Raw genomic sequence first — 22,449 nt, 5'->3', positions numbered from 1 at the left:
TCGTGGAACGACCATTGCAGACATGGTGGGACTCCGCCAATCGTGACGTCCTACGCCACACCGACACGCCAGGGTGACGAGTGTCTCGCTGTCCGAGTTGCGATCGGGCCCGTCGTGACATCCCACGCCGCTGCGCCGACCCGACCTCCTTGTTCGGCGTATTCTGCTGTCAGCCTTGACAAGTCGACTGCGGCACTGCTTGTGACCAGCGTGCGTTCCCGACCTCGAGGTCTGTCCGTGGTCCAGTTCTCGGATCGGCACCACGACATGCCGTCCCGTGCATCGAATGGTACGAACAAGTGACACAAGCGGACGAGACGCCATTTCCGGCGCACTCCACATCAGGTATGTCCGAGGGGGAATCGAGTCGTGCGCATCGTCATGGCCGTCAGCGGAACGCGAGGCGACGTACAACCTGCCGTCGTCCTGGGTTCGGATCTGGCGGGCCGGGGCCACCACGTGGTCATGGCAGTTCCGCCCAACCTCGTGCACCTGGCCCGCGGGGTCGGACTCGAGACGGTGCCGTTCGGGTACGACACCCGCGAGCACATGAACTCGGACCTGGTCCGTCACGGCCTGTCCCGCGGGTCGGTCGCCGACCGTGCGCGGGCGCTCGCCGCACTGTGGAACTTCGGGTGGGACCAGATGGTGACGGAACTGCGCGACGTCGTCGACACCACGGCGCCGGACGTGCTGCTCACCGGCATCACCACCGAACAGATCGCGCTGCCCCTCGCCGAGGCGCGCGGGATCGGTCTCGTCGCGCTGCATCACGCGCCGGTGCGCTCCAACCCGTATTCACCGGTGCCCGGCATCGACGGTGCGCCGGCTGCGGTCGTCGGACTTGCCTGGACCGTGCTGGACCATGTCCTGTGGACGGCGACCCGGCGGCGCGAGAACACGCTGCGCCGCTCCCTGGGCATCCCCACGGTGTCGTCACCGCTTCCCGGTCGCATGGCCCGTCGCCGGACCGTCGAGATCCAGGCCTACGACCGGGTGTTCTGCCCCGAACTCGCCGTCGACTGGGACGGCACGCGTCCCCTCACAGGTTTCCTCGAGGTGTCCCCGGAGCTGCGGGCACGGATGGATCCGCAGCCGTCCGACCCGTCCCTGGACGAGTGGATCGACGACGGCCCCCCGCCCGTCTACGTCGGCTTCGGATCCATGCCGGTGACGAACCCGGCGGCCGTCCTGGCCGCCGTCGCGGATGCCGCGGCGCGCGTGGGCGAACGGGTTCTGCTGTGCGCCGGCTGGAACGACGTCGACTCCGCAGACGCGCTCGGTGATCACGTCCGTGTGACCGGCGCCGTCGACCACGCCGCGGTCTTCCCCCGGTGCTGCGCCGTCGTGCACCACGGCGGCGCGGGGACCACCGCGGCGGGACTGCGGGCCGGACGGCCGACGGTGGTGTGCTCGGTGTCGTCCGATCAGCCCTTCTGGGGTCGGCGGGTCGTCGCCCTGTCGTGCGGCGCCGCGATGTCCGCCTCCGACATCACGGCGCAGTCGTTGGAGAAGGCGTTGCGCCTCGCTCTGACGCCCGAGGCGGCCGCGGGCGCAGCCGCCGTGGCCGCCGCCATGACGAGTCCCGCGGAGGCGGTCCGCCGCGCGTCCGACCTCGTGGAGTCGGCCCGCCCCGCACCGACGGACGCGGTGGTCGCATGACGGCGCGGCTTCAGGATCAGGACTTCACCTACTGGTTCCTCTCCGAGGCGTTCGGGTGGGACGTGGTCCTGCAACTCGTGTGGCGCTTCGACGACGCGGTGCCGGACGCCGACGTGACGGCGATGGCGGTGGGACTCGCGCGCGGAGCACTGCATCGACGCATCGTGCGACCGTCGATTCCCGTCGCCCGCCCGGGCTGGGTCCGGTCCGACCGGGATCCCGCCGTTCGGCTCGACGACGAGTCTGTGACACCGGACGAGGTCCTCGACTGGGCGACGCGCGATCTCGAGACCGTCGACCTCGACGCCGAGGAGGGTCGCTGCTGGGCGCTGCGGTCCACCCGGACGACCACCGGTGGATCGGCGCTGTCTCTCACCTGCCTGCACCTCGTCGCGGACGGCCGAGCGATGACGGCGGCCGCTGTGGCCGCCGTCGTCGACACGGCCGGGGTGCGCGACGACATCGGCGCCGCGCCGACCGGGCCGGCCGCACTCGTCGGGGACGTCGGCGACGCAGCACGTCAGGTGGTCGGAGCCGCGGCCGGCGTGGCACGGACCGCCGTTGCGATGGTGTCCGATCTCCGCTCGACCGGCTCCGGCGTCGCACGTCCGGCCTCCGTCACCCCGCGCGCTCCCGCACACACCCGTGCGCCGCTGGCTCGTCCGTCCTGGGCGACGGTCACGGTGCCGCTGGCGGAGTGGGACGCCGTCGCGCAGCGTCACGGCGGGACACGGAACTCGTTGTTCGTCGCGGTACTCGCCGGTGCTCTCGTCGCCACCGGCTACGCAGACGACGGGCTGCCCGTGAAGGTCGGCATCCCGATGAGTCTGCGCCGGGGTGACGACGATCAGCGCAGCAACGCCACCGGGGGCGTGTCGATCTCACTCGCCGAGCGCGTGGTTCCGGGCTCCGATCTGGGCGGTGTCCGCGCGCTGTGCCGGGACGCGTTCGCGGCGCTGTCCGCCGGACGCCGGCCGGCGATGGTTCATCTGCAGCCACTGCTCCAGGTACTCCCGCTGTCCGTCGTGACGTCCGTGGTGACGGGCGGCGGGTCCGGTATGCCCGACGTGGTCGCGTCGAATCTCGGGTCCTTCGACGGTCTCCGCCGGGTCGGCGGCCGTACCGCCACGGACGTCGCCTTCCGGGGAACAGCGCACCACGTCGACCCCGCCGGCACGCAACGCTTCGGCGAGGGCGTGCAGTCCTGGTACCTGGAGACGGACGGTGCGGCGACCTTCGCCGTGGCCGGGTTCGACGAGACACGCGTGGGTTCCGCGCAGGCGCTGACGGCAGCCCTGTCCGCGGAGCTCACCGGATGGGATGTGCCGCATGAGTTCTGGTGACGTGACCACTGCTCAGGTCCGCCCGGCAGACCGCGTGGCGGGTGCCGACGAGTCGTACGCGTTGGCGGAGCGACTCTTCGGATGGACGGCGCCGATCCAGTACCTGTGGATCTTCCCGGCCGACCCGGGTGCGGACGCCGTCGCGACGCTCGCCGACCGGCTCGCGTCGGGATCGTTCGACCGCCGGGTGGTCCCCACCTCCGTGCCGTTCGGCCACGACCGATGGGTGCGGGCCGAGCGCCCCGCCACGGTGTACACCGAACCGGGCACCATCGCGGATGACGCGGTGGGGGACTGGGTCGATGCGCGGCTCCGTGCGGCCGATCTCGACCCGTCTGCCGGACGCGGTTTCACGCTCGAGTGCGCGCACACCGATACCGGGAGAACCGTTCTGGCACTGCTGGTCTCGCACATGATCGCCGATGGCCAGGCCGTGTACGCGGCGCTCGACGCGGCTCGCCGGGGGCCGACGCGCTCGGCACTGCCCACCGGGCGTGACGTCGCCGGGTGGGCCGGCGTGCGGGGCGATCTCCGTGACGCGGGGGCGCAGATTCCGGCGGTGGCGCGGGCTCTCGCGGTGATCGGGAAGGCGGCGGCGACGGCCGGCGCGACGGCGCTGCGGACGGCGATCACGCGATCCGACGAGACTGCACCGACCGCCGCGCCGGTCGCGGCTCGCGCGGACCAACCCACTCCGACCGAGTCCGACACCACCCTCGCCGTGGTGGATCTCGATCGCCGTGAGTGGATCGCCCGCGCGGCCGAGCACGGTGGTACGCCGAACAGCCTCTTCACGGCCGTCATGGGCGGGGTTCTGCGTGCGTCCGGCCATCCGACGGGTCCCGAGGGCACGCGCATCTGCATCGCGGTGAGCAACCGCGCCGACGGCGACGACAGAGCGAATGCGTCCGGGGGCGTGTGGATCCGGGTGCCCGGGCCGATCGGACCCGAGGTGGGGCTCGGCGAGATCCGCGCGCTGAGCAAGGCGGCGTTCGCGAAGTACGCGACCACGGACGACGCGGTCACCGACCACCTGCAGGCGGTGGCCAGGTTGCTTCCGGACCGGGTGCTCGGGCGGATGATGACGTCCATCGCCGGGCCGGACACCACGGTGTCGAACCTGGGCGCCGCGCCGCAGAGCGCCCTCGAACTCGGTGATCAGGTCGCGGAGTCGTTCGGTATCCGCGCGATCATGCAGGGCCGCGACGCGGCCGCCCGGCGTCGACAGGGACCGGCGATCGCCGCGTGGGCGGTGGAGTACGGCGACAAGGTGACGGTCACCGTGTTCGGCATTCACCCCGAGTACGCGGGAGACACCGGCCGGCTCCGCGAGACGGTGTCCGCGGAGCTCGACCGGTGGTCACTCGAGCACTCGTTCTGGTGAGGTCTAGAGCGGGATGTTGCCGTGCTTCTTCGGAGGCAGGGTGACCATCTTGCGTTCGAGCAGGCGCAGTGCGGTGACGATCTGTCCGCGGGTGTGGCTCGGGGGGATCACCGCGTCGATGTAGCCGCGTTCGGCGGCGACGTAGGGGTTGACGAGGGTGTCCTCGTACTCGTTCTGCAGCTCGAGGCGCAGTGCGTCGACGTCGTCACCGTTCTTCGCGGCGTCGAGGAGGCGTTTGCGGTAGACGAAGCCGACGGCGCCGGAGGCGCCCATGACGGCGATCTGCGCGGTGGGCCAGGCGAGGTTGAGGTCGGCGCCCATGTGCTTGGACCCCATCACGTCGTACGCGCCGCCGTAGGCCTTGCGGGTGATGACGGTGATCTTGCCGACGGTGGCCTCACCGTAGGCGTAGAGCAGTTTGGCGCCGCGGCGGATGATGCCGTTGAACTCCTGATCGGTGCCCGGCAGGAAGCCGGGGACGTCGACGAGGGTGATGATCGGGATGTTGAAGCAGTCGCAGGTGCGCACGAACCGGGCGGCCTTCTCGGAGGCGTCGATGTCGAGGGTGCCGGCGAACGCGGTGGGCTGGTTGGCGACGATGCCGACGCTGCGCCCGTCGACGCGGCCGAACCCGACGATGATGTTGCGCGCCCGCCCTTCCTGCACCTCGAGGAACTCGTCGTCGTCGAGGATGCGGCGAATGACCTCGTGCATGTCGTACGGGGTGTTCGGCGAGTCCGGGATCAGGGTGTCGAGTTCCAGATCCTCGGCGGTGAGGGAGTCGGCGATGGCCCCGTCGATGGGGTCCGAGGGGGCAAGGCGGGGCGCGGTGGCCTGGTTGTTCGAGGGGAGGTAGCCCAGGAGTTCGCGGACGTAGTCGAGGGCGTCCTGCTCGCCGGAGGCGACGTAGTGGGCGACGCCGGACTTCTCCATGTGGGTGTGGGCGCCGCCGAGGTCCTCCATGGTGACGTTCTCGCCGGTGACGGTCTTGATGACGTCGGGTCCGGTGACGAACATCTGGGAGGTCTTGTCGACCATGACGACGAAGTCGGTGAGGGCGGGGGAGTAGACGTGTCCGCCCGCGGCCGGTCCCATGATCAGCGAGATCTGGGGGACCACGCCGGACATGCGGACGTTGCGGTGGAAGATCTCGCCGTAGAGGCCGAGGGAGACGACGCCTTCCTGGATGCGGGCGCCGGCGCCCTCGTTGATGCCGACGAGGGGGCGTCCGGTCTTGAGGGCGAGGTCCATGACCTTGACGATCTTCTCGCCGTAGATCTCGCCGAGGCTGCCGCCGAAGACGGTGGCGTCCTGGGAGAACACGCACACGTCGCGGCCGTCGACGGTGCCGTAGCCGGTGACGACGCCGTCGCCGAAGGGGCGGTTGTCGGCGAGGCCGAAGTTGACGGAGCGGTGGCGGGCGAGGGCGTCGAGTTCGACGAACGAGCCTTCGTCCAGCAGTGCGGTGATGCGTTCGCGGGCGGTGAGCTTGCCCTTGGCGTGCACCTTCTCCACGGCCGCCTCGCCCATGGGCTTCTCGGCCTGGGCCTGGCGGGCGGCGAGCTCGGCCAGCTTTCCGGCAGTGGTGTGGATGTCGGGTGCGGCAGCCCCCGTCTCTTCTCGAGCCACTGATTCCTGCGCGGACGCATCCTGAACACTCGTCATAGACCAGCACTGTATCGACGCCGCGCCGCCGGACGTGGCAGGGGTGGTGCGTCGGCCGCGTCTCTATGCTCGGCCCCATGTGGGAGAACCTGGACAGACCGCCGCTCGACGGGCGTGCGCTCACCCGCGCACTCGTCGACGGACCCCGCGGATCGTGGTCGCGTGTCGACGTCGTGGCGCGGACCGGATCGACCAACGCGGACCTGTTGGCCGTCGCCGACACCGCCGGTGACCGCACCGCGCTGATCGCCGACGTCCAGGACGCGGGCCGCGGACGGCACTCGCGGTCGTTCACCGCTCCCGCGCGGTCGCAGGTCATCGTGTCGGCGCTGGTCAAGCTGCCCGGCGTGCCGCCCGGATCGGTGGGGTGGCTCCCGCTGCTCACCGGTGTCGCGGTGGTCGACGTGCTGCGCACCGTCACCGAGGTCGACGCGGTGCTCAAGTGGCCCAACGACGTCCTCATCCGGGGCGACGAGTCGTCCGGCTACGCCGGAGGCAAGGTGGCGGGCATCCTGGTGGAGGTGGCCTCGACCCATCCCGTCGTGACGGCGGTGTCCGGAGTCGGCATCAACGTCAGCCTCACCGAGGCGGAGCTGCCCGTCCCGACGGCGACGTCCCTGCAACTGGCCGGCGCGGCGGTGATCGATCGCGGCACCGTGGTGCGCGCCTTCCTGCGGGCCATGGGTTCGGCACTGGACGAGTGGCGGGAGTCGGGGTGGGACACCGCGCCGATCGCGGAGCTGTATCGCTCCCGGTGCGATACTCTCGGCCGCCGCGTGCGGGTCACGATGCCGGGCGACACCGAGCTGGTGGGCGTCGCGACCGACATCGACGAGCACGGTCGGGTGGTGATCGTGCCCGAGTCGGGGGACACCACGCCGGTCGCCGTCTCGGCGGGCGACGTCACTCACCTCCGCGCGCTCGACGCCTGACCGCCCCTTCCCCTCAGGAGAATCGCATGTCGTTTCCGCAGGACGCACTGGGGCACGAGGAGGACCTGATCCTGCATCGGCACCCGCACTGGAAGATGCTCGTGCTGCCGGTGCTGACGTTCCTCGTCGCGACACTTCTCGCGGGCTTCCTCGTGGGTCTGATCGGACGGTCGCTGGAGTCCACGGCGCGGTCCGCCGCGCTGATCGCCGTCGCGGTGGTGTGGGTCGGGCTGATCGCCTGGCGCACCGCTGTCCCCGTACTGCGGTGGCGGTCCACACATTTCGTCGTGACCGACCGACGCGTCCTCGTCCGCCAGGGTGTGCTGTCGCACTCGGGCATCGACATCCCGGTACGCCGGGTGTCCAACGTGCAGTTCCGTCACGGTCTTCTCGACCGGCTCCTGAAGACCGGCACCCTGGTGATCGTGGCGAGCTCCGACGACCCCCTCGAGTTCGACGACATCCCCGACGTCGAGCGGGTCCACTCCCTGCTGTACCACCAGGTCTTCGACTCCCAGAATCACGGCTGGGACGACGGAGACGATCTCGGTCCCGCGCGCACTACGTAGGGTGGTCCGGTGACCGAAGTCCTGCTCGCCGAAGACGATGAAGCCATCGCGACCCCGCTGTCCCGCGCACTCGGACGAGAGGGGTACACGGTGACGGTCGAGCAGACCGGTCCGGCAGCGCTCTCGCGCGCCCTGGAAGGCTCGTTCGATCTCCTGATCCTCGATCTCGGGCTCCCCGGGATGGACGGCCTCGAGGTGTGCCGGCAGATCCGCGCCACCAGGTCCGACCTCGCCGTCCTGATGCTCACCGCACGCACCGACGAGGTCGACTTCGTCGTCGGTCTCGACGCGGGTGCCGACGACTACGTGAGCAAGCCCTTCCGCGTCGCCGAGCTCATGGCGCGGGTCCGGGCCCTGCTCCGGCGCCGCGGCGCGGCCTCCGAGGACGGCACCATCGAGGTGGGCGGCCTGCGCCTCGAACCCGCCGCACGGCGCGTCCTGCTCGACGGCCACGAGATCCCCCTGGCCAACAAGGAGTACGAACTTCTCAAGATCCTGCTCGACCATGCCGGTCAGGTGGTCTCGCGCGAGACCATTCTGCGCGAGGTGTGGGGCGACGCCGAGCTGCGCGGCTCGAAGACGCTGGACATGCACATGTCCTGGCTGCGCCGCAAGATCGGCGACGAGGGCTCGGTGGCCGAACGACGCATCGCGACCGTGCGCGGCGTCGGCTTCCGGATCAACACGGACTGACCGGGCCACCGCATGAGGCGTCGGATCCTGCAGTCGATCCTCGCGGTCGTCATCCTCACCGGCATGCTGCTCGGCATCCCGTTGACCTACACCGCCTGGCTGTGGGTCGAGGACTTCACTCGCGGCGACCTGCGCACCCGGCTCGAGCGCATGGCGTCCGAGATCATCGATCAGGAGGGCGGGGACGGCCGCGTGGACGGCGGCCTCGACACCGCCTCGCTGCGTCTCGTCGTGCCCATGGGCGGGCGCCTCGTCGTCGTCTACCCCACCCCCGAGAACCCGGCGTCCCGCATGGACATCGGCGCACCGTCCGTCGAGGATCCGATCGAGGAGTCCCTCTCGATGGGCACCTCCGGGTCGCTGCTCCTCGAAGTGCCGTCCGACGAGATGCGCACCGCCCAGAAGCAGGCCGTCGGCGCGGTGGCGCTCGTCGTCCTGGCCTCGATCGCGGCCGGCACCGTCGTCGCCGTCCTCACGTCCCGTCGACTCTCCACGCCCCTGCAGCACGTCGCGGGGCGGGCCGCCCGGCTGGCCGAGGGCGATTTCCGCAAGGACCCCACCCGCCACGGCATTCCCGAACTCGACCGGGTGTCCGACGTCCTGGACTCCGCATCGGTGGAGATCGTGGGGCGCCTGCAACGCGAACACTCCCTCGTCGCGGACGTCTCCCACCAGTTGCGCAGCCGTCTCACCGCGGTGCGCCTGCGTCTCGACGAGCTGTCCGGACACCCCGATCCCGAGGTGGTCACCGAGGCCAACGAGGCGATGGCCCAGGTGGACCGGCTCACCACCGCGATCGACGACCTCGTGCGGTCGTCCCGCAGTGACGGCGCGGCCGACGCCTCGACCGTGCGCGTGCGCGGCGAACTCGAACCCGTCATCGACGACTGGCGCGGGCCGTTCGCCGATGCCGGGCGCGACCTCGAGCTGCGCGGCGACTCGTCGGTCACCGCCCTGGTCACGGGTTCCCGGCTCCGCGAGGCGGTGTCGGTGCTGCTGCACAACGCGCTGGACCACGGCGGCGGGCGCTGCGTCGTCACGGTGCGCCTCGTGGGGGAGTCGCGTGCACCCGCGCAGGACGGACCACGGCCGCCCGTGGTCGTGGAGGTCTCCGACGAGGGAACCGGCGTCAGCGACGAACTCGCGCCGCACATCTTCGACCGCGGCTTCTCCGGCGCCGGATCCACCGGGGTGGGCCTCGCCCTCGCCCGCGCGCTGGTCGAGGCGGACGGGGGACGACTCGAACTGCAGCGCCGACGTCCCGCGCTCTTCGCGGTGTTCCTGCCCGCGGCACGCGTGGACCAGGTGATCCCGGCCGGGATGTCCGAACCGCGCTGACCGGCTCGACTCACCTAGGCTCGCGACGTGACTGCGCCCGACTTCTATTCCGAACTGCGGACTCTGCGACTCGAGCGGGTGCTCGACGCCGGGGTGGAGATCATCGCCGACCGCGGGTGGGACGGCCTGAGCATGACCGAGGTCGCGAAGCGTTCCGGGGTGCCCCGGCAGAGCCTCTACAAGGAGGTGGGCACCAAGGACGACCTCGGTCGCGCCGTCGTGGACCGCGAGGTCGAGCGATTCCTGGAGCAGGTGCGCACCGGGCTGGCAGCGCATCCCGACAGCTTCGAGGACGGCATCTCCGCTGCTGTTCGGGGTGTGCTCGAACACGGTCGGGCCAATGTCGCTCTCGCAGCCGTTCTGCGGCCGGGGCACGATTCGGGTCTGCTCGCCCTGGTCACGGTCCACCCCGACGCCGTGTTGGGCCATGCGAACAGTGCCGTCGGTGCGTTGGTGGGCGAGAGAGCGCCGGACGCGTTGGTGGACTGCGTGGTTCGACTGACGCTGAGCCATCTGGTGCAACCGTCCGTGGACGTGGACGAGGCGGTGGATCGCATCGACCGGGTGGTCCGCGGGTTCGCCTGAGCGGACTCGGCTCGGTCCCACCGGCCCGGCGCACTACAGGTCGAGCACCAGCTTCGACGACAGCGATCGCGAGACACACATCATGACCGTGTCCCCGCGTTCGCGTTCGCGACGCGACAGCACGGAGTCGCGGTGGTCGGGAGTGCCGCTCAGGACGTCGGCCTCGCACGTCCCGCAGATGCCTTCCATGCACGACCCGATGACGTCGGCGCCGGCCTTCTCGACGGCGTCGAAGATCGACGTGCCGTCGGGGACGGTGACGGTCACCCCCGAGCGCGCGCACTCGACCTCGAACGAGTCGAGCGCGTCGTCGGGTGCCTCGACGGTCTCGGCCGCGAAACGCTCCAGATGCAGGCTCCCGTCCGGCCACGCCGCGCACGCGTTCTCCACGGCATCGAGGAGTGGGCCGGGCCCGCAGCAGTAGATCAGGGTCTCGGGCCGGGGCTCACCCAGCACGGTGTCGAGATCGACACGCTCGCCGCGTTCGTCCTTGGCCCAGACCGTCACGCGGTCGTCGCCGTCGAACTCGTCGAGGAACGCCATCGACGAACGAGATCGACCGGCGTACACCAGGTTCCACTCGGCGCCGTCGGCTCGGGCAGCGGCGATCATGGCGCGGATCGGTGTGATGCCGATCCCGCCGGCGATGAAGAGATAGCTCGGTGCGGGATCGAGTGCGAAGTGGTTGAGCGGCCCTCGTGCTCGCAGAGTGGCTCCCTCCGGCAGGTGGTCGTGCACGTGCGCCGAGCCGCCGCGGCCGTCCGGCTCACGCAGGACAGCGATCGTCCACGAGGACTCGTCGGCGGTGTCTCCACAGAGTGAGTAGTGCCTGACCAGGTCGGGGCGCAGCATCAGTTCGACGTGCGCGCCGGGCGTCCAGGACGGCAGCGATCCGCCGGCGGCATCGGTGAGGACGAGTTCGACGACGCCCTCCGCCGCGGTACGCCGGTGTGCGACCCGCACATCGAGCTGCGTCCGCTCTGCTCCGTCGCCGTCGCGGCGCTGCCGAGGGGGCGTGACGGTGGACGTGTCCACCACGGGAGCGGCGCCGGCGGCCTTCCGGTCGGTGCGGTAGGTGCCGTGCCGTCGACGCTCCCCGCCCTCCGGTGTCGTCGTCACCATCATGGAGCTGTAGCCACGAACGAAGTTGGACTGCACGCGCGTCGGCTCCGCGAGGACCTCGATGTCGTCGAAGCGCGTCAGCAGCTCCTCCCAGAGGATCCGCAGCTGCATCTCCGCGAGCCGACTTCCCATGCAGCGGTGGGTGCCGATGCCGAACGCGAGGTGATGCCGTGCGTTGCGCCGGTCGATCACGAAGCTGTCCGGGTCGTCGAACGTGCGCTCGTCGCGGTTGGCCGAGGCGTACCACATGACGACCTTGTCGCCCTCGCGGACGAACTGACCGTTCAGGACGGTGTCTCGAGTCGCGATGCGGCGCATGTAGGCGAGGGGCGTCTGCCACCGCAGGATCTCGTGGACCATCTTCGGTACCAGGCCCGGATCGGCGCGCAGGCGATCGAACTGCTCCGGGAACTGGTTCAGGGCCAGCAGTCCGCCCGTCATCGAATTGCGGGTGGTGTCGTTGCCGCCGACGACGAGCAGGACGATGTTGCCCAGGAACTCCATCGGGCGGTCGATCAGGTCCTTCGTGTCCTCGGAGAGCTGCATGAGGGTGATGAGGTCGTACCCGGGCTTCTCGCCGGCTGCGAGGCGCGCCGCCTTGTCGTGCCACAGCGCACTGAAACTGCGCGCTGCTTCCGCCGCGGCCCGATACGCCGCGTCCGTGTCGGTGGACCCGCCGGTGGCCGACGCGCTCGCGGCCACCAGATCGGTCCACTCGACCAACTTCCGTCGTTCCTCGTACGGGAAGTCGAGCAGCGTCGCGAGCATCCGCGAGGTCAACTCGATGCTGACCCGGTCGACCCAGTCGAAGGGCTCGCCCACCGGGAGCTCGTCGAGGACCTCCGCGACCCGCGAGCGGATGAGACCCTCCATCTCCTCCAGATTCCGAGGTGCTACGACGCCTTGCACCGCGGCGCGCTGCTGATCGTGGCGCGGCGGGTCCATCGCGATGAACATCTCGATGTCGAGACCCTCCGGCGGTGTGCCCAGGATGATCTGCGGTTCCGCCGAGAACGTCTCGAAATCCCGGTCGACGGCGACGATGTCGTCGTAGCGCGTGACGGACCAGAACGGCCCGAACGCGCTGTCGGCCCGGAAGTGCACGGGCGACTCGTCTCGCAGTCTCCGGAAATAGGCCTCCCACGATCCCTGCCGCCACAGGAACGGGTTGCTGACATCGATCTCGGTCAGATCCAGCTCCGCCACGTCGGGGATCGCGGACTCACGGAAGTGCGGCTGCCCGTCGCTCACCACGAGCCTCTTCGCGCGCTGCCACAGATGCAGTCCCTGGATCTGACGCTCCATCGGGACCAGTGCCTGTGTTCTCGTGATGATCGTGTCGCGAACGCTCATGACGACTACCGCCTCGGTGCTGGGATGGTTCTGACGAGTGGGATGACAGAACTAAACCATGTGTATTCAGAGATGACAATAGTCGACATATTGTCGCCGCTGAGCGGCAGCGCACCAGCGGGCCCGTCGCCGGGTGAGTGAGGAGAGGGGGCCTGACGCGTCGCGTCAGCTGTGACCCATGAACTGCGTCTGCTCGTCGTCCGGGTCGACGTCGGGATCGAGATCGGGGTCCGGCTCGTCCTCGATCAGCGGATTCGCGATGATCCCGCGGCCGTTCTCGTCCGGGAACGCGAAGCGACGCAGTGCCCAGAATCGGAAGACCATCTGCAGCAGATTGCCGATGACGTAGTTGAGGACGAAGTCGATGATGATCAACGCGGTGAGGGTGGTCTGTCCCTCGCGGATGTCGAAGACGTTGTTCGCGATCCAGAGCGGAGCGGCGGCGAGGATGACGCCGATGCCACTGATGGTGAAGAACAACAGAGCCTCGTGATGACGCTCGCGGCCACCACGGTTCTTGAACGACCACTCGCGGTTGAGGATGTAGCTGAGAATCGTCGCCATCACGCCGGAGAAGATCTTGGCGACGACGGGCTTCGACTCGAGCACGGTGAGGCTCAGTGAGTAGAAGATCGCGAGGTCGAACACCATCGTGGTCGCGCCGACGATCGCGAACTTGATCAGTTCGGAGTGGCGGAGGGCGATGCTTCGGAACGGCTGCGGGATACCGGCAACCACACGGTCGATCAGAGGCACGGTGACCCACTTTACGAAGAGCAGTGACCAAACACTAATCGGACTCGTGACACGATGAGCGGCGTGACAGCAGGAGACACCGTGAATTCGGACATCCCCCAGCAGACCCCGCGCACCGACCCGCCGCGGCAGCGCACCTCGTCCCTGCCCGTCGTCGCGATGGTCGGCGGAGGACAGCTCGCACGGATGACCCACCAGGCCGCCATCGAGCTGGGTCAGACCCTGCGCGTGCTCGCGGCCGGGGAGAACGATCCGGCGGCTCGGGTGAGCGCCGACGTGGTGCTCGGCGAGCACACCGATCTCGCGGCACTGCGTGCGGTCGCCGCCGGTGCCGACGCGCTGACGTTCGATCACGAACACGTCCCCACCGAGCATCTCGACGTCCTCGTCGCCGAGGGCGTCAACGTCCAGCCGCCTCCCGAGGCGCTGATCTTCGCGCAGGACAAGCTGCGGATGCGCGTTCGCCTGCGGGAACTGGGACTACCGGTACCGGATTTCACGGAGGTGGCGTCCGTCGAGGACGTCGTCGCCTTCGGTGACGCCCACGACTGGCGCATCGTGATCAAGGCCGTGCGCGGCGGCTACGACGGTCGCGGCGTCTGGATGCCCGACGACGCCGACGAGGCGCGCACCGTGGTGTCCGACCAGCTCGCCGCCGGAGTGCCGCTGATGGCGGAACAGCGTGTCGACATGGCGCGCGAACTCTCGGCGATGGTCGCGCGGTCCCCGTTCGGGCAGGGAGCGACCTGGCCCGTCGTCGAGACCGTGCAGCGGTCCGGACAGTGCGCCGTCGTCATCGCACCCGCCCCCGGCCTGTCCGAGGACCTGGCTGCGGACGCCGAGCACATCGCGCTCCGCATCGCGTCCGAGCTGGGTGTGGTGGGAGTCATGGCCGTGGAGCTGTTCGAGAAGGTCGACGGCACCCTGTCGATCAACGAACTCGCCATGCGCCCGCACAACTCGGGCCACTGGACGCAGGACGGTGCCCGGACCTCGCAGTTCGAGCAGCACCTGCGCGCGGTGCTCGACTATCCCCTCGGTGACTGCGCGCCTCTCGCGCCGGTGTCCGTCATGGCCAACGTCCTCGGCGCCGAGGAGCAGCCGTCCTCGACCATGGACGAGCGGGTGCATCACCTGTTCGCGCGGATGCCCGACGCCAAGGTGCACCTCTACGACAAGGGTGAGCGCAAGGACCGCAAGATCGGCCACGTCAACATCGTGGGCCCGCGGAACGGCTCCGCGTCCGATGCCGAGCACGTCGCCGAGGTCCGGGAGCGTGCCGAGCGTGCCGCGCACTGGCTCTCGCACGGCGTCTGGACCGACGGATGGGATTCGCATCATGGATGAGAACAGCAACAGCACGGCCGTCCGGGTCGGCATCATCATGGGCAGCGACTCGGACTGGCCGGTGATGGAGGCCGCCGCCCTGGCGGTCGCCGAGTTCGGCGTCCGCTTCGAGGTGGGCGTGGTCTCCGCGCACCGGACGCCGCAGCGCATGCTCGACTACGCGCGGGACGCGGCGGACCGCGGAATCGAGGTGATCATCGCCGGCGCCGGCGGTGCCGCTCACCTGCCGGGCATGGTGGCCTCCGCGACGCCGCTCCCCGTCATCGGTGTCCCGGTTCCCCTCAAGTACCTCGACGGGATGGACTCGCTCCTGTCGATCGTCCAGATGCCGGCGGGGGTTCCCGTCGCGACGGTCTCCATCGGCGGCGCACGCAACGCCGGTCTGCTCGCCGTGCGCATTCTCGGTGCCGCCGATCCGCAGCTGCGTGGACGGATGGCCGAGTTCCAGCGCGGACTCGAGCAGATGGTGCTGGACAAGGACGAGGCGCTGCGTCGCAGTCTGCTGGAATGACCGCGTCCGCGGACTCGGTCCGTCCTCTGCACCGCACGCCCGCTGCCCTTGCCGCGGTCGTCGTCGGCGGTGCCGCGGGGACGGGTGCCCGCTACGCAGGGGAGTCCTGGGTGCCGCACTCCGGAACGGGATGGCCGTGGGCCACGTTCCTGATCAACCTGAGCGGTGCGTTCGTCCTCGGTCTGCTGCTGGAAGCGTTGGCGCGCTCGGGACCGGACGTCGGGCGGCGTCGGTGGGTGCGCCTGGTGGCGGGCACCGGTTTCTGTGGCGCGTTCACGACCTGCAGCACGTTCGCCCTCGAGACGGTCGAGCTCGTCCGGGACGGCGCACCGACGACTGCACTGACCTACGCCGCCGTCGGAGTCGTGGCGGGACTGATCTGTGCCTGGGCGGGCATCGTGACCGGTGGCACGCTCCATCGGAGGCCACGCACATGACGGTCGCCGCGGTGCTGCTCGCGGGGGCGCTCGGGGCGGTGGTCCGCTTCGTCGTCGACGGCGAGGTGACGGCTCGTTTCGGTCGGCCGTTCCCCCTGGGGACTCTGATCGTCAACGTCAGTGGGTCGTTCCTCCTCGGCATCCTGGCCGGGCTCGTGCTGTTCGCCGGCCGGCCCGCCGAGTGGCAGGCCGTCGCCGGCACCGGGTTCTGCGGCGGGTACACCACGTTCAGCACCGCGAGCGTGCAGACGGTCCGACTCGTGCAGGAGGGTCGGCACCGGGCGGCCGCGGCGAACGCGGGGACCACCGTGATCGCCTCCGTCCTGGCCTGCGCCGGTGGACTGGCTCTCGTGTGGGCGGCGTCGGGTGGGAGCTCGGTGTGACGTCCTCCGGTCCGCGGGGGTCGAGCCCGCTGCGACGGGTGTCGCGCGGCAGCATCCAGTCGCTCGTCGTCACGGCCACGGCGCTCACCTGGGCTCGTCTGTGGCGCTCGCGGATCTCGTACGACGCGTCGTCGAACCTGATCGTGTGCGAGGCGATGCGAGGCGGATACGCCCGCGGCGGAACGTGTTTCGGCGGAGCGTTCCTCACCGGACACGCGCTCGTCGATCCCCGTCGACGGCGGGCGATGCTGCGCCACGAGTCCGTGCACGCCGACCAGTGGGCCCGCCACGGGTTCTCGTTCGCGATCCGGTACCTGGTGGAGGAGATGCGCCGGCCGGGCGCCGCCAACCGCTTCGAGGTGGAGGCCGGACTCGGCGACGGGGGCTATCTCACCCGAGGACCGTCGTGACCTTCTCCGTGGCGACGCGGCGATCGAGTGCCGCCGGGTCCAGCGCGGTCACCTGAACCAGTGACGCGCCGGCCGCGAGCACCGCGACGAGACCGTCGAGCAGTCCGTCGGCGTCGTCCCACGACCCGGTCGCGAGAACCCGGTCCGTCGCCGACAGTCCGCGCGCTGCGGCGCGGCCCTGTGCATCGGTCAGGACGTCCTGGACGGAGCGACCCTCCAGGGCCCGCCCGGCGCCGACGGGAACGAACTGATCGCCGTGCACGCGAACCGACGTCGCGTAGTCGGTGACTCCGAGGGGGAGGTCGTCGACGGGCCGACCGAACGGGTCGAGCGACAGTGCGGCCACCTCACCGGCGTCGGCGGTCTCCACACCCGAGGCGGTCACCAGGGCGACCGCCGCGTCCGGATCGGGCCGGAGAGTCACCTCGGCGCCGGCCCACCACGCGCCGAGCAGCACCGAGGCGGTCTGCCAGTGCGCGGGGAGCACGACGCTGACGACGTCGCCGGGCGACACACCGAGCTCGTCTCTGAGGAAGTTGGCCGTCTTCGCGGCCCAGTTGGCCAGAGTCAGCGCGGACAACTCGATGCGCTCACCGGTCGAGTCGTCGTAGTAGGTGATGCGCGGTCCCGCCGCGTCCGCCGCGAGGATGGGTCCGAGAAGCGCGTCCGTGAGCGTCGTGCCACCTGAGGTCATCGACGACATTCTTCCGAACGGGCCCGATCAGTTGACGCACTGGGGGCCCGTGGACCCGGCGTCGATCGGGTCCGCAGCCGCGGGAGCCGGGGTGGCGGTGTCGCCTGCGGGCGAGACACCGGCCGGAAGCGATCCCGCCGCTGCGGGAGCGGAGTAGTCGGAGGCCAGCACGACGCGCACGGTCCCGGACGGCAGCGAGTCGTCGGTCTCGGTCCGGTCGGTGCCCACCCGCGCGGCGACGGCCGCCGCGGCGTCACCGTCCGACGACGCGGCGTACACGGTGGTCCGGTCGACGCTCGCACCCTCGTTGTTGCCGACCTCGCCCGGAACGAAGCCCTCGCCCGACAGAGTGTCGGAGACCGAGGACGCCAGACCGTCGACGCCGCTGTCGTTCGCGACGTCCACGGTGACACTCGAGGCGTCGATGTCGGGAACGGTGGGCGTCGGCGTCACGCTCTCGGACGGCGCCGCGTCGCCGATGAGGCCTCGGACCCACGTCTGGACCTCGACGGGGTCGACCGCGACGATCGACTCGCCGTAGTCGGTGACGCCGTTGATGTCCGCGACGGGAATGGTGTCGAAGGTGACCGCGCCGCCGGCGACGTCCTGCAACTTCGTGGCGAAGTCGAGGACGTCCCAGTCGTCGTCGATGGTGACGGAGCGCTGCACGGCCGACCCGAGCTGCCCCAACGTGCCGGGGTTGCTGAGCGTGCGGGCGCTGAGCACCTTGCGGACCAGCGACGCCATGAACACCTGCTGACGGACGATGCGGTCGAGATCGCCACGGGGGAGATCGTGGCGCTGGCGCACGAAGCTGAGTGCGTCGGCACCCGAGAGCGTCTGCTGCCCGGCCGCGAAGCGCGCGCCCGAGAGGGGCTCGTCGACCGGCGCGTTCAGACACACGTCGACGCCGCCGACGGCATCGGTGAGCAGGACGAATCCGAGCAGCCCGACCTCGGCGTAGTGATCGACCGTCACGCCGGTGAGGCCCGCGACGGAGTCGATGAGCGCCTTGCGGCCCGCGAGCGTCGACTCGCTGTCGGCTTCGGCGTCGGGCACCCCGCTCTCGACGAGTTCGAGGCGCTTCTCCTCCTTGGTGGCTCCGTACGCGGCGTTGATCTTGCTGTCGCCGATGCCGGGCACGTTCACGTAGGCGTCGCGCGGGATGGAGATCGCCGACGCGGACGATCCGTCGTTGGGAACGCGGATCAGAATGATGGTGTCGGTGTTGTTGGCCACCTCGTCGCCGGCTCGGAGCGAGTCGAGCTCGTTCTGCGAGAGCGCGTTGCCGTGCGCGTCGGTCCTGCTGTCGGTGCCCACGAGCAGGATGTCGACCGCACCGTCGGCCCCGTCGCCGAGATCGAGGTTCGACACCGTCGCGAGGTTGCTGCGCAGCGAGTCGATGCTCTGCCATGCCACACCCGTCACCAGCAACGCGCCGGCGGAGAACAGTGCGACGGCGATCCGGCCGGCGTTGGAGTGCCCCGGTGTCCGCGAGGGGCGGTGGCTGGTCGGAGGTCGACGCCCCCGGTCGGAGCGGGTGGAGGAGCGCCGCGCACCCGGTTCCGACTCGCGAGAATCGGGTCGCCGCTGCGCACCGCGCTGTGTCCGAGGTCTGTACGGATCGCGCGGTGTCCCGGGGCCCGTCACAGAATCCGTCACGATCCCCAGGCTAACGGCAGGGTCGCCGTGCTCCGCGCAACCCGCCACGGCGTGCCACACTCTGTCGCTGTGACCACCGACGCAGAGCAGAGTTCGGACAGGACGATCGTGGTGACCGGAGCCGGAGGTCAGCTCGGTCGCCGACTCGTCGACCGCGCGCGGGACGGGTACCGCGGGGCCCGCGTGCTCGGCTTCGGATCGGCCGACCTCGACATCACGGATCCGGAGTCGATCGCCGCCGCCGTGGTGCCGGGCACCGTGGTGATCAACTGCGCAGCGCACACGGCGGTCGACGCGGCGGAGACCGAGGAGGACCGCGCCGCACTGCTGAACGAGGTGGGACCGCGCCTGCTCGCCGAGCGGTGCGCCGAGGTCGGTGCAGGTCTCGTGCACGTCTCGACCGACTACGTGTTCGCCGGAGACGCGCGGACCCCGTACGAACCCGACGATCCCACCGCGCCGGCGACGGCCTACGGGCGCACCAAGCTGGCAGGGGAACGGGCGGTCCTGGAGGCGTTGCCGTTCGCGACGATCGTGCGGACCGCGTGGGTCTACACCGGCACCGGCTCCGACTTCGTCGCCACGATGCTCCGGCTCGAGGCCGAGCGGGAGACCCTCGACGTCGTGAACGACCAGGTGGGTTCGCCGACGTACTCGGGTGATCTCGCGGACGCGCTCCTCGAGGCGGCGACGTCGCCGCGAGCGCTGCCGCAAATTCTGCACGCCACCAACGCCGGCACGGCGTCCTGGTTCGATCTCGCTCGGGCGACCTTCGAGACCGTGGGCGCCGATCCCGACCGTGTTCACCCGTGCGGCAGTGATCGCTACGTGCGGCCGGCGCCGCGTCCCGCCTACTCGGTGCTCTCGCCCGCGGCCTGGAAGGGTGCCGGGCTGACCCCGCTGCGGCCCTGGCGCGACGCCCTGACGGCCGCGCTGGCGGCTCGGGCGGTCGCGGACCCGCCCGGAGCCGCCCAGTAGGGTGACCGGCGTGAGTGCCCCCCTGGCCGTCGTGACGGTGACCTATTCGCCCGGCGAGCACCTCGACGCATTCCTCGAGTCCCTGCGGGATGCGACGACGCGGCCGGTGTCGGTGATTCTCGCGGACAACGGGTCCACCGACGGCGCGCCCGAGGCGGCCGAGGCCGCATACGACCACGTCCGACTGCTGCGCACCGGAGCGAACATCGGCTACGGCGGCGCCGCCAATCGCGCTGTCGCCGAGGTGGATCCGGCCACCGAGTTCGTCATGGTCGTCAATCCCGACGTCCAGTTCGGCCCCGGGTCGATCGACGAGCTGCTGGCGGCCGCCGAACGGCATCCGCGGGCCGGGTCGCTCGGGCCCCTCATCCTCGAGCCGGACGGTTCGCGCTACCCGTCCGCCCGCCGCGTTCCCGATCTCACGTCCGGGTCGCTGCACGCACTGCTCGGTTCGGTGTGGCCGTCGAATCCGTGGACGCAGCGCTACCGGCAGGACAACGACGAGGTCAGCGAGCGGTCGGTCGGGTGGCTGTCCGGCTCGTGTCTGTTGCTGCGCCGTGCCGCGTTCGACTCGGTGGACGGGTTCGATTCCCGGTTTTTCATGTACATGGAGGACGTCGATCTCGGAGATCGCCTCGGACGAGCGGGCTGGACCAACATCTACGTGCCCACGGCCGTCGTGACGCACGCCAAAGGTCATGCCGCGGGGCGTCATCCGGAGTCGATGCTGCCGGCGCACCACCGCAGCGCCTATCGCTTCCAAGCTGATAGACACCCGCGGAGATGGCAAGCTCCTCTCCGGTGGACGTTGCGCGCCGGACTGGCGTTGCGGTCCAGGGTGGTCGTGACTGCCGCACTGCGGCAACGCGACGACACGGTGGGGTCAGGTTCGAGCACGTGAGAAGTTTCTGAGAAAGGCGATACGCGATGACTGCTCCGGCGACCGATGCCGTAGTTCTGGTCGGAGGAAAGGGCACGCGACTGCGTCCGCTCACGCTCTCCGCCCCCAAGCCGATGCTGCCCACGGCAGGTCTGCCGTTCCTCACCCATCTCCTGGCGCGCATCAAGGACGCCGGGATCGACCACGTCGTACTCGGCACGTCCTTCAAGTCGGAGGTGTTCGAGCAGCACTTCGGTGACGGCAGCGCACTCGGCCTCGAGCTCGAGTACGTGTTCGAGGAGGAGCCGATGGGCACCGGCGGCGGTATCCGCAACGTCCTGCCCCGGCTCCGCGCCGACAACGTCATGGTCTTCAACGGTGACGTGCTGGGCGGTACCGATCTGCGCGGCGTGCTCGACACCCACCGCACCACCGAGGCGGACGTCACCCTGCACCTCGTCCGCGTCGGTGACCCGCGCGCGTTCGGCTGCGTGCCCACCGACGAGTCCGGCCGCGTCACCGCGTTTCTCGAGAAGACCCAGGATCCGCCGACGGACCAGATCAACGCCGGCTGCTACGTGTTCAAGCGGGAGATCATCGAGAAGATCCCGTCCGATCGTCCGGTGTCCGTCGAGCGTGAGGTGTTCCCCGCACTGCTGGCCGAGGACAAGCGAGTCTTCGGACACGTCGACGCCGCCTACTGGCGCGACATGGGTACGCCGGAGGACTTCGTGAAGGGCTCCGCCGACCTCGTGCGCGGAATCGCACCGTCGCCTGCGCTGACGGGGACGCGGGGCGAGTCGCTGGTCCATCCCGGCGCGGGCGTCGCTCCCGGTGCGCTGCTGATCGGCGGCACGGTCGTCGGACGCGGCGCCGAGGTGGGAGCGGGCGCCCGTCTCGACGGTGCCGTCCTCTTCGACGGTGCCGTGGTCGAGGCCGGCGCGGTGGTCGAACGATCGATCCTCGGATTCGGTGCGCGCATCGGACCGCGGGCACTCGTGCGCGACGCCGTCATCGGCGACGGAGCCAACATCGGCGCGCGGTGCGAGCTGCTCCGCGGCGCCCGGGTGTGGCCCGGAGTGACGCTGCCCGACGGTGGAGTGCGCTTCTCGACCGACGTCTGAGGATCCAGGGCGTCCGAGAATCCAGGGCGTCCGAGAATCCAGGGCGCCCGAGGCTCAGCGAGCCGCCGCGCGGGAGATCATGTCCTGCAACGCGTCTCGTTCGGCGCCCGCCTCCCCGTCGGGGAGGTCGTCGACGGGCCACCACCGCAGGTCGTTCGACTCCGCGCTGCGGACGATGTGTGCACCGTCCGCAGCGCGTACGACGAAGCGCAGGTCGAGATGGCGCGTCGGCTCGCCGAGCGAACACGTGATCGGGTGTGTGTGAATGGAGAGCAGCTCCGGCTCGAGAACCAGGTCGTCGATGCCGCTCTCCTCACGCGCCTCGCGGAGAGCCGCGTCCCGGACGGTCTCGTCGTCGACCTCGCAGTGTCCGCCCAGTTGGAGCCATCGTCCGACCCGCGGGTGCAGCGTCAGGAGCACGTGGCACCCACTCCGATCCAGCACCAGCGCCGACGCGGTGACGTGACCGGCCACGTTCTCGCGGAGACAGCCACGCGGCGCACTGTCGAGGAACGCCAGCATCGTGTGGCGCATCGAGTCGTCGTGCGGCTCGATGGTCGACCAGGAACGGAGCAGTTCTCTCGCGGACTCGTGGAGGCTCTCGGCGCTCACGGACGGTTC

At 70.3% G+C, this 22,449-nt stretch carries 22 protein-coding genes; 16 read left to right on the top strand and 6 right to left on the bottom strand.

Going from position 1 to position 22,449, the window contains the following annotated elements; translation table 11 throughout:
- Nucleotides 1-369 precede the first annotated feature (369 nt).
- Genes BR07_RS0119730 through BR07_RS0119720 form a run of 3 tightly spaced genes read left to right on the top strand, consistent with a single transcriptional unit; the run spans nt 370 to nt 4,389 of the window.
- Nucleotides 370-1,662, top strand: coding sequence for a glycosyltransferase (locus BR07_RS0119730; RefSeq protein WP_027506900.1), 1,293 nt, complete (start codon nt 370-372; stop codon nt 1,660-1,662).
- Nucleotides 1,659-3,005, top strand: a complete 1,347-nt coding sequence (locus tag BR07_RS25600; RefSeq protein WP_037186759.1) for a hypothetical protein — start codon at nt 1,659-1,661, stop codon at nt 3,003-3,005. Before BR07_RS0119730 ends, BR07_RS25600 begins: the two co-directional genes overlap by 4 nt.
- Complete coding sequence (locus BR07_RS0119720) at nt 2,992-4,389, top strand: hypothetical protein (protein ID WP_027506899.1); 1,398 nt, start codon at nt 2,992-2,994, stop codon at nt 4,387-4,389. Before BR07_RS25600 ends, BR07_RS0119720 begins: the two co-directional genes overlap by 14 nt.
- A gap of 3 nt (nt 4,390-4,392) precedes the next feature.
- On the opposite strand, the gene BR07_RS0119715 is transcribed toward BR07_RS0119720, so the two are convergent.
- A complete protein-coding gene (locus tag BR07_RS0119715) occupies nt 4,393-6,054 on the bottom strand; it encodes an acyl-CoA carboxylase subunit beta (protein ID WP_027506898.1) in 1,662 nt (553 codons plus the stop codon).
- Nucleotides 6,055-6,131: 77 nt separating this feature from the next.
- Between BR07_RS0119715 and BR07_RS0119710 the strand changes: the two genes are divergently transcribed.
- From BR07_RS0119710 to BR07_RS0119690, 5 genes are read left to right on the top strand one after another with little or no spacing between them, the layout of a single operon-like run.
- The gene (locus BR07_RS0119710) at nt 6,132-6,986 is read left to right on the top strand and encodes a biotin--[acetyl-CoA-carboxylase] ligase (RefSeq protein WP_027506897.1); all 855 of its coding nucleotides are present in this window, start codon (nt 6,132-6,134) and stop codon (nt 6,984-6,986) included.
- A 26-nt stretch (nt 6,987-7,012) separates the two neighbouring features.
- A complete protein-coding gene (locus BR07_RS0119705; RefSeq protein WP_027506896.1) occupies nt 7,013-7,555 on the top strand; it encodes a PH domain-containing protein in 543 nt (180 codons plus the stop codon).
- A 9-nt stretch (nt 7,556-7,564) separates the two neighbouring features.
- Nucleotides 7,565-8,248 carry a response regulator transcription factor gene (locus BR07_RS0119700; protein WP_027506895.1) on the top strand — a complete coding sequence of 228 codons (684 nt, stop codon included), beginning with the start codon at nt 7,565-7,567 and terminating at the stop codon, nt 8,246-8,248.
- Between the two features lie 12 nt (nt 8,249-8,260).
- On the top strand, nt 8,261-9,586 hold the full coding sequence (locus BR07_RS0119695) for an ATP-binding protein (protein ID WP_027506894.1): 1,326 nt from the start codon (nt 8,261-8,263) through the stop codon (nt 9,584-9,586).
- A 27-nt stretch (nt 9,587-9,613) separates the two neighbouring features.
- Nucleotides 9,614-10,171: a TetR family transcriptional regulator gene (locus BR07_RS0119690; RefSeq protein ID WP_027506893.1), complete on the top strand. Its 558-nt coding sequence runs from the start codon at nt 9,614-9,616 to the stop codon at nt 10,169-10,171.
- A 33-nt stretch (nt 10,172-10,204) separates the two neighbouring features.
- On the opposite strand, the gene BR07_RS0119685 is transcribed toward BR07_RS0119690, so the two are convergent.
- Together BR07_RS0119685 and BR07_RS0119680 are read right to left on the bottom strand one after the other, a co-directional pair.
- Nucleotides 10,205-12,646, bottom strand: a complete 2,442-nt coding sequence (locus tag BR07_RS0119685; protein ID WP_027506892.1) for a cytochrome P450/oxidoreductase — start codon at nt 12,644-12,646, stop codon at nt 10,205-10,207.
- Between the two features lie 165 nt (nt 12,647-12,811).
- Nucleotides 12,812-13,402 (bottom strand): GtrA family protein, encoded by a 591-nt coding sequence (locus BR07_RS0119680; RefSeq protein WP_037186749.1) that lies wholly within the window; start codon nt 13,400-13,402, stop codon nt 12,812-12,814.
- Nucleotides 13,403-13,456: 54 nt separating this feature from the next.
- Between BR07_RS0119680 and BR07_RS0119675 the strand changes: the two genes are divergently transcribed.
- Genes BR07_RS0119675 through BR07_RS0119655 form a run of 5 tightly spaced genes read left to right on the top strand, consistent with a single transcriptional unit; the run spans nt 13,457 to nt 16,490 of the window.
- Entirely contained in the window at nt 13,457-14,749 is a 1,293-nt protein-coding gene (locus tag BR07_RS0119675; RefSeq protein ID WP_037186747.1) for a 5-(carboxyamino)imidazole ribonucleotide synthase, read from the top strand.
- Complete coding sequence (purE, locus tag BR07_RS0119670; RefSeq protein ID WP_027506889.1) at nt 14,742-15,260, top strand: 5-(carboxyamino)imidazole ribonucleotide mutase; 519 nt, start codon at nt 14,742-14,744, stop codon at nt 15,258-15,260. Before BR07_RS0119675 ends, purE begins: the two co-directional genes overlap by 8 nt.
- A complete protein-coding gene (locus tag BR07_RS25595; protein WP_051613608.1) occupies nt 15,257-15,697 on the top strand; it encodes a fluoride efflux transporter FluC in 441 nt (146 codons plus the stop codon). Before purE ends, BR07_RS25595 begins: the two co-directional genes overlap by 4 nt.
- The gene (gene crcB / locus BR07_RS0119660) at nt 15,694-16,080 is read left to right on the top strand and encodes a fluoride efflux transporter CrcB (RefSeq protein WP_027506888.1); all 387 of its coding nucleotides are present in this window, start codon (nt 15,694-15,696) and stop codon (nt 16,078-16,080) included. The genes BR07_RS25595 and crcB overlap by 4 nt, the downstream gene beginning before the upstream one ends.
- Nucleotides 16,077-16,490 (top strand): hypothetical protein, encoded by a 414-nt coding sequence (locus BR07_RS0119655; RefSeq protein ID WP_231476447.1) that lies wholly within the window; start codon nt 16,077-16,079, stop codon nt 16,488-16,490. The genes crcB and BR07_RS0119655 overlap by 4 nt, the downstream gene beginning before the upstream one ends.
- Here the strand turns inward: BR07_RS0119655 and BR07_RS0119650 are convergent.
- Complete coding sequence (locus BR07_RS0119650; RefSeq protein ID WP_027506886.1) at nt 16,471-17,184, bottom strand: TIGR03089 family protein; 714 nt, start codon at nt 17,182-17,184, stop codon at nt 16,471-16,473. The two genes, BR07_RS0119655 and BR07_RS0119650, sit on opposite strands and share 20 nt — an antisense overlap.
- A 27-nt stretch (nt 17,185-17,211) precedes the next feature.
- On the bottom strand, nt 17,212-18,648 hold the full coding sequence (locus BR07_RS0119645) for an LCP family protein (RefSeq protein ID WP_027506885.1): 1,437 nt from the start codon (nt 18,646-18,648) through the stop codon (nt 17,212-17,214).
- Nucleotides 18,649-18,915: 267 nt separating this feature from the next.
- Here BR07_RS0119645 and rfbD point away from each other — a divergent pair, with 267 nt between their 5' ends.
- The 3 genes from rfbD to BR07_RS0119630 are packed head-to-tail and all read left to right on the top strand — an operon-like array spanning nt 18,916 to nt 21,828.
- On the top strand, nt 18,916-19,824 hold the full coding sequence (gene rfbD / locus BR07_RS0119640; protein ID WP_051613607.1) for a dTDP-4-dehydrorhamnose reductase: 909 nt from the start codon (nt 18,916-18,918) through the stop codon (nt 19,822-19,824).
- Between the two features lie 10 nt (nt 19,825-19,834).
- A complete protein-coding gene (locus tag BR07_RS0119635) occupies nt 19,835-20,725 on the top strand; it encodes a glycosyltransferase family 2 protein (RefSeq protein ID WP_027506883.1) in 891 nt (296 codons plus the stop codon).
- Nucleotides 20,726-20,751: 26 nt separating this feature from the next.
- On the top strand, nt 20,752-21,828 hold the full coding sequence (locus tag BR07_RS0119630) for a sugar phosphate nucleotidyltransferase (protein ID WP_027506882.1): 1,077 nt from the start codon (nt 20,752-20,754) through the stop codon (nt 21,826-21,828).
- 54 nt (nt 21,829-21,882) lie between these two features.
- Here BR07_RS0119630 and BR07_RS0119625 read toward each other — a convergent pair whose 3' ends face one another.
- The gene (locus BR07_RS0119625; RefSeq protein ID WP_027506881.1) at nt 21,883-22,440 is read right to left on the bottom strand and encodes an NUDIX hydrolase; all 558 of its coding nucleotides are present in this window, start codon (nt 22,438-22,440) and stop codon (nt 21,883-21,885) included.
- Between the last annotated feature and the right edge of the window lie 9 nt (nt 22,441-22,449).

This window comes from Rhodococcus sp. UNC23MFCrub1.1 (genome assembly GCF_000686025.1).
Lineage (GTDB): Bacteria > Actinomycetota > Actinomycetes > Mycobacteriales > Mycobacteriaceae > Rhodococcoides.
The sequence above is the reverse complement of the archived record's forward strand: the minus strand, read 5'-3'. Positions and strand labels throughout refer to the sequence as shown.

Excerpts from the sequence above, each read along its gene's own strand:
- BR07_RS25600 (WP_037186759.1), top strand. The coding sequence starts at position 1,659 with ATGACGGCGCGGCTTCAGGATCAGGACTTCACCTACTGGTTCCTCTCC.
- BR07_RS0119720 (WP_027506899.1), top strand. The coding sequence starts at position 2,992 with ATGAGTTCTGGTGACGTGACCACTGCTCAGGTCCGCCCGGCAGACCGC.
- BR07_RS0119715 (WP_027506898.1), bottom strand. The coding sequence starts at position 6,054 with ATGACGAGTGTTCAGGATGCGTCCGCGCAGGAATCAGTGGCTCGAGAA.
- BR07_RS0119710 (WP_027506897.1), top strand. The coding sequence starts at position 6,132 with ATGTGGGAGAACCTGGACAGACCGCCGCTCGACGGGCGTGCGCTCACC.
- BR07_RS0119705 (WP_027506896.1), top strand. The coding sequence starts at position 7,013 with ATGTCGTTTCCGCAGGACGCACTGGGGCACGAGGAGGACCTGATCCTG.
- BR07_RS0119695 (WP_027506894.1), top strand. The coding sequence starts at position 8,261 with ATGAGGCGTCGGATCCTGCAGTCGATCCTCGCGGTCGTCATCCTCACC.
- BR07_RS0119685 (WP_027506892.1), bottom strand. The coding sequence starts at position 12,646 with ATGAGCGTTCGCGACACGATCATCACGAGAACACAGGCACTGGTCCCG.
- BR07_RS0119675 (WP_037186747.1), top strand. The coding sequence starts at position 13,457 with ATGAGCGGCGTGACAGCAGGAGACACCGTGAATTCGGACATCCCCCAG.
- purE (WP_027506889.1), top strand. The coding sequence starts at position 14,742 with ATGGATGAGAACAGCAACAGCACGGCCGTCCGGGTCGGCATCATCATG.
- BR07_RS25595 (WP_051613608.1), top strand. The coding sequence starts at position 15,257 with ATGACCGCGTCCGCGGACTCGGTCCGTCCTCTGCACCGCACGCCCGCT.
- crcB (WP_027506888.1), top strand. The coding sequence starts at position 15,694 with ATGACGGTCGCCGCGGTGCTGCTCGCGGGGGCGCTCGGGGCGGTGGTC.
- BR07_RS0119650 (WP_027506886.1), bottom strand. The coding sequence starts at position 17,184 with ATGACCTCAGGTGGCACGACGCTCACGGACGCGCTTCTCGGACCCATC.
- BR07_RS0119630 (WP_027506882.1), top strand. The coding sequence starts at position 20,752 with ATGACTGCTCCGGCGACCGATGCCGTAGTTCTGGTCGGAGGAAAGGGC.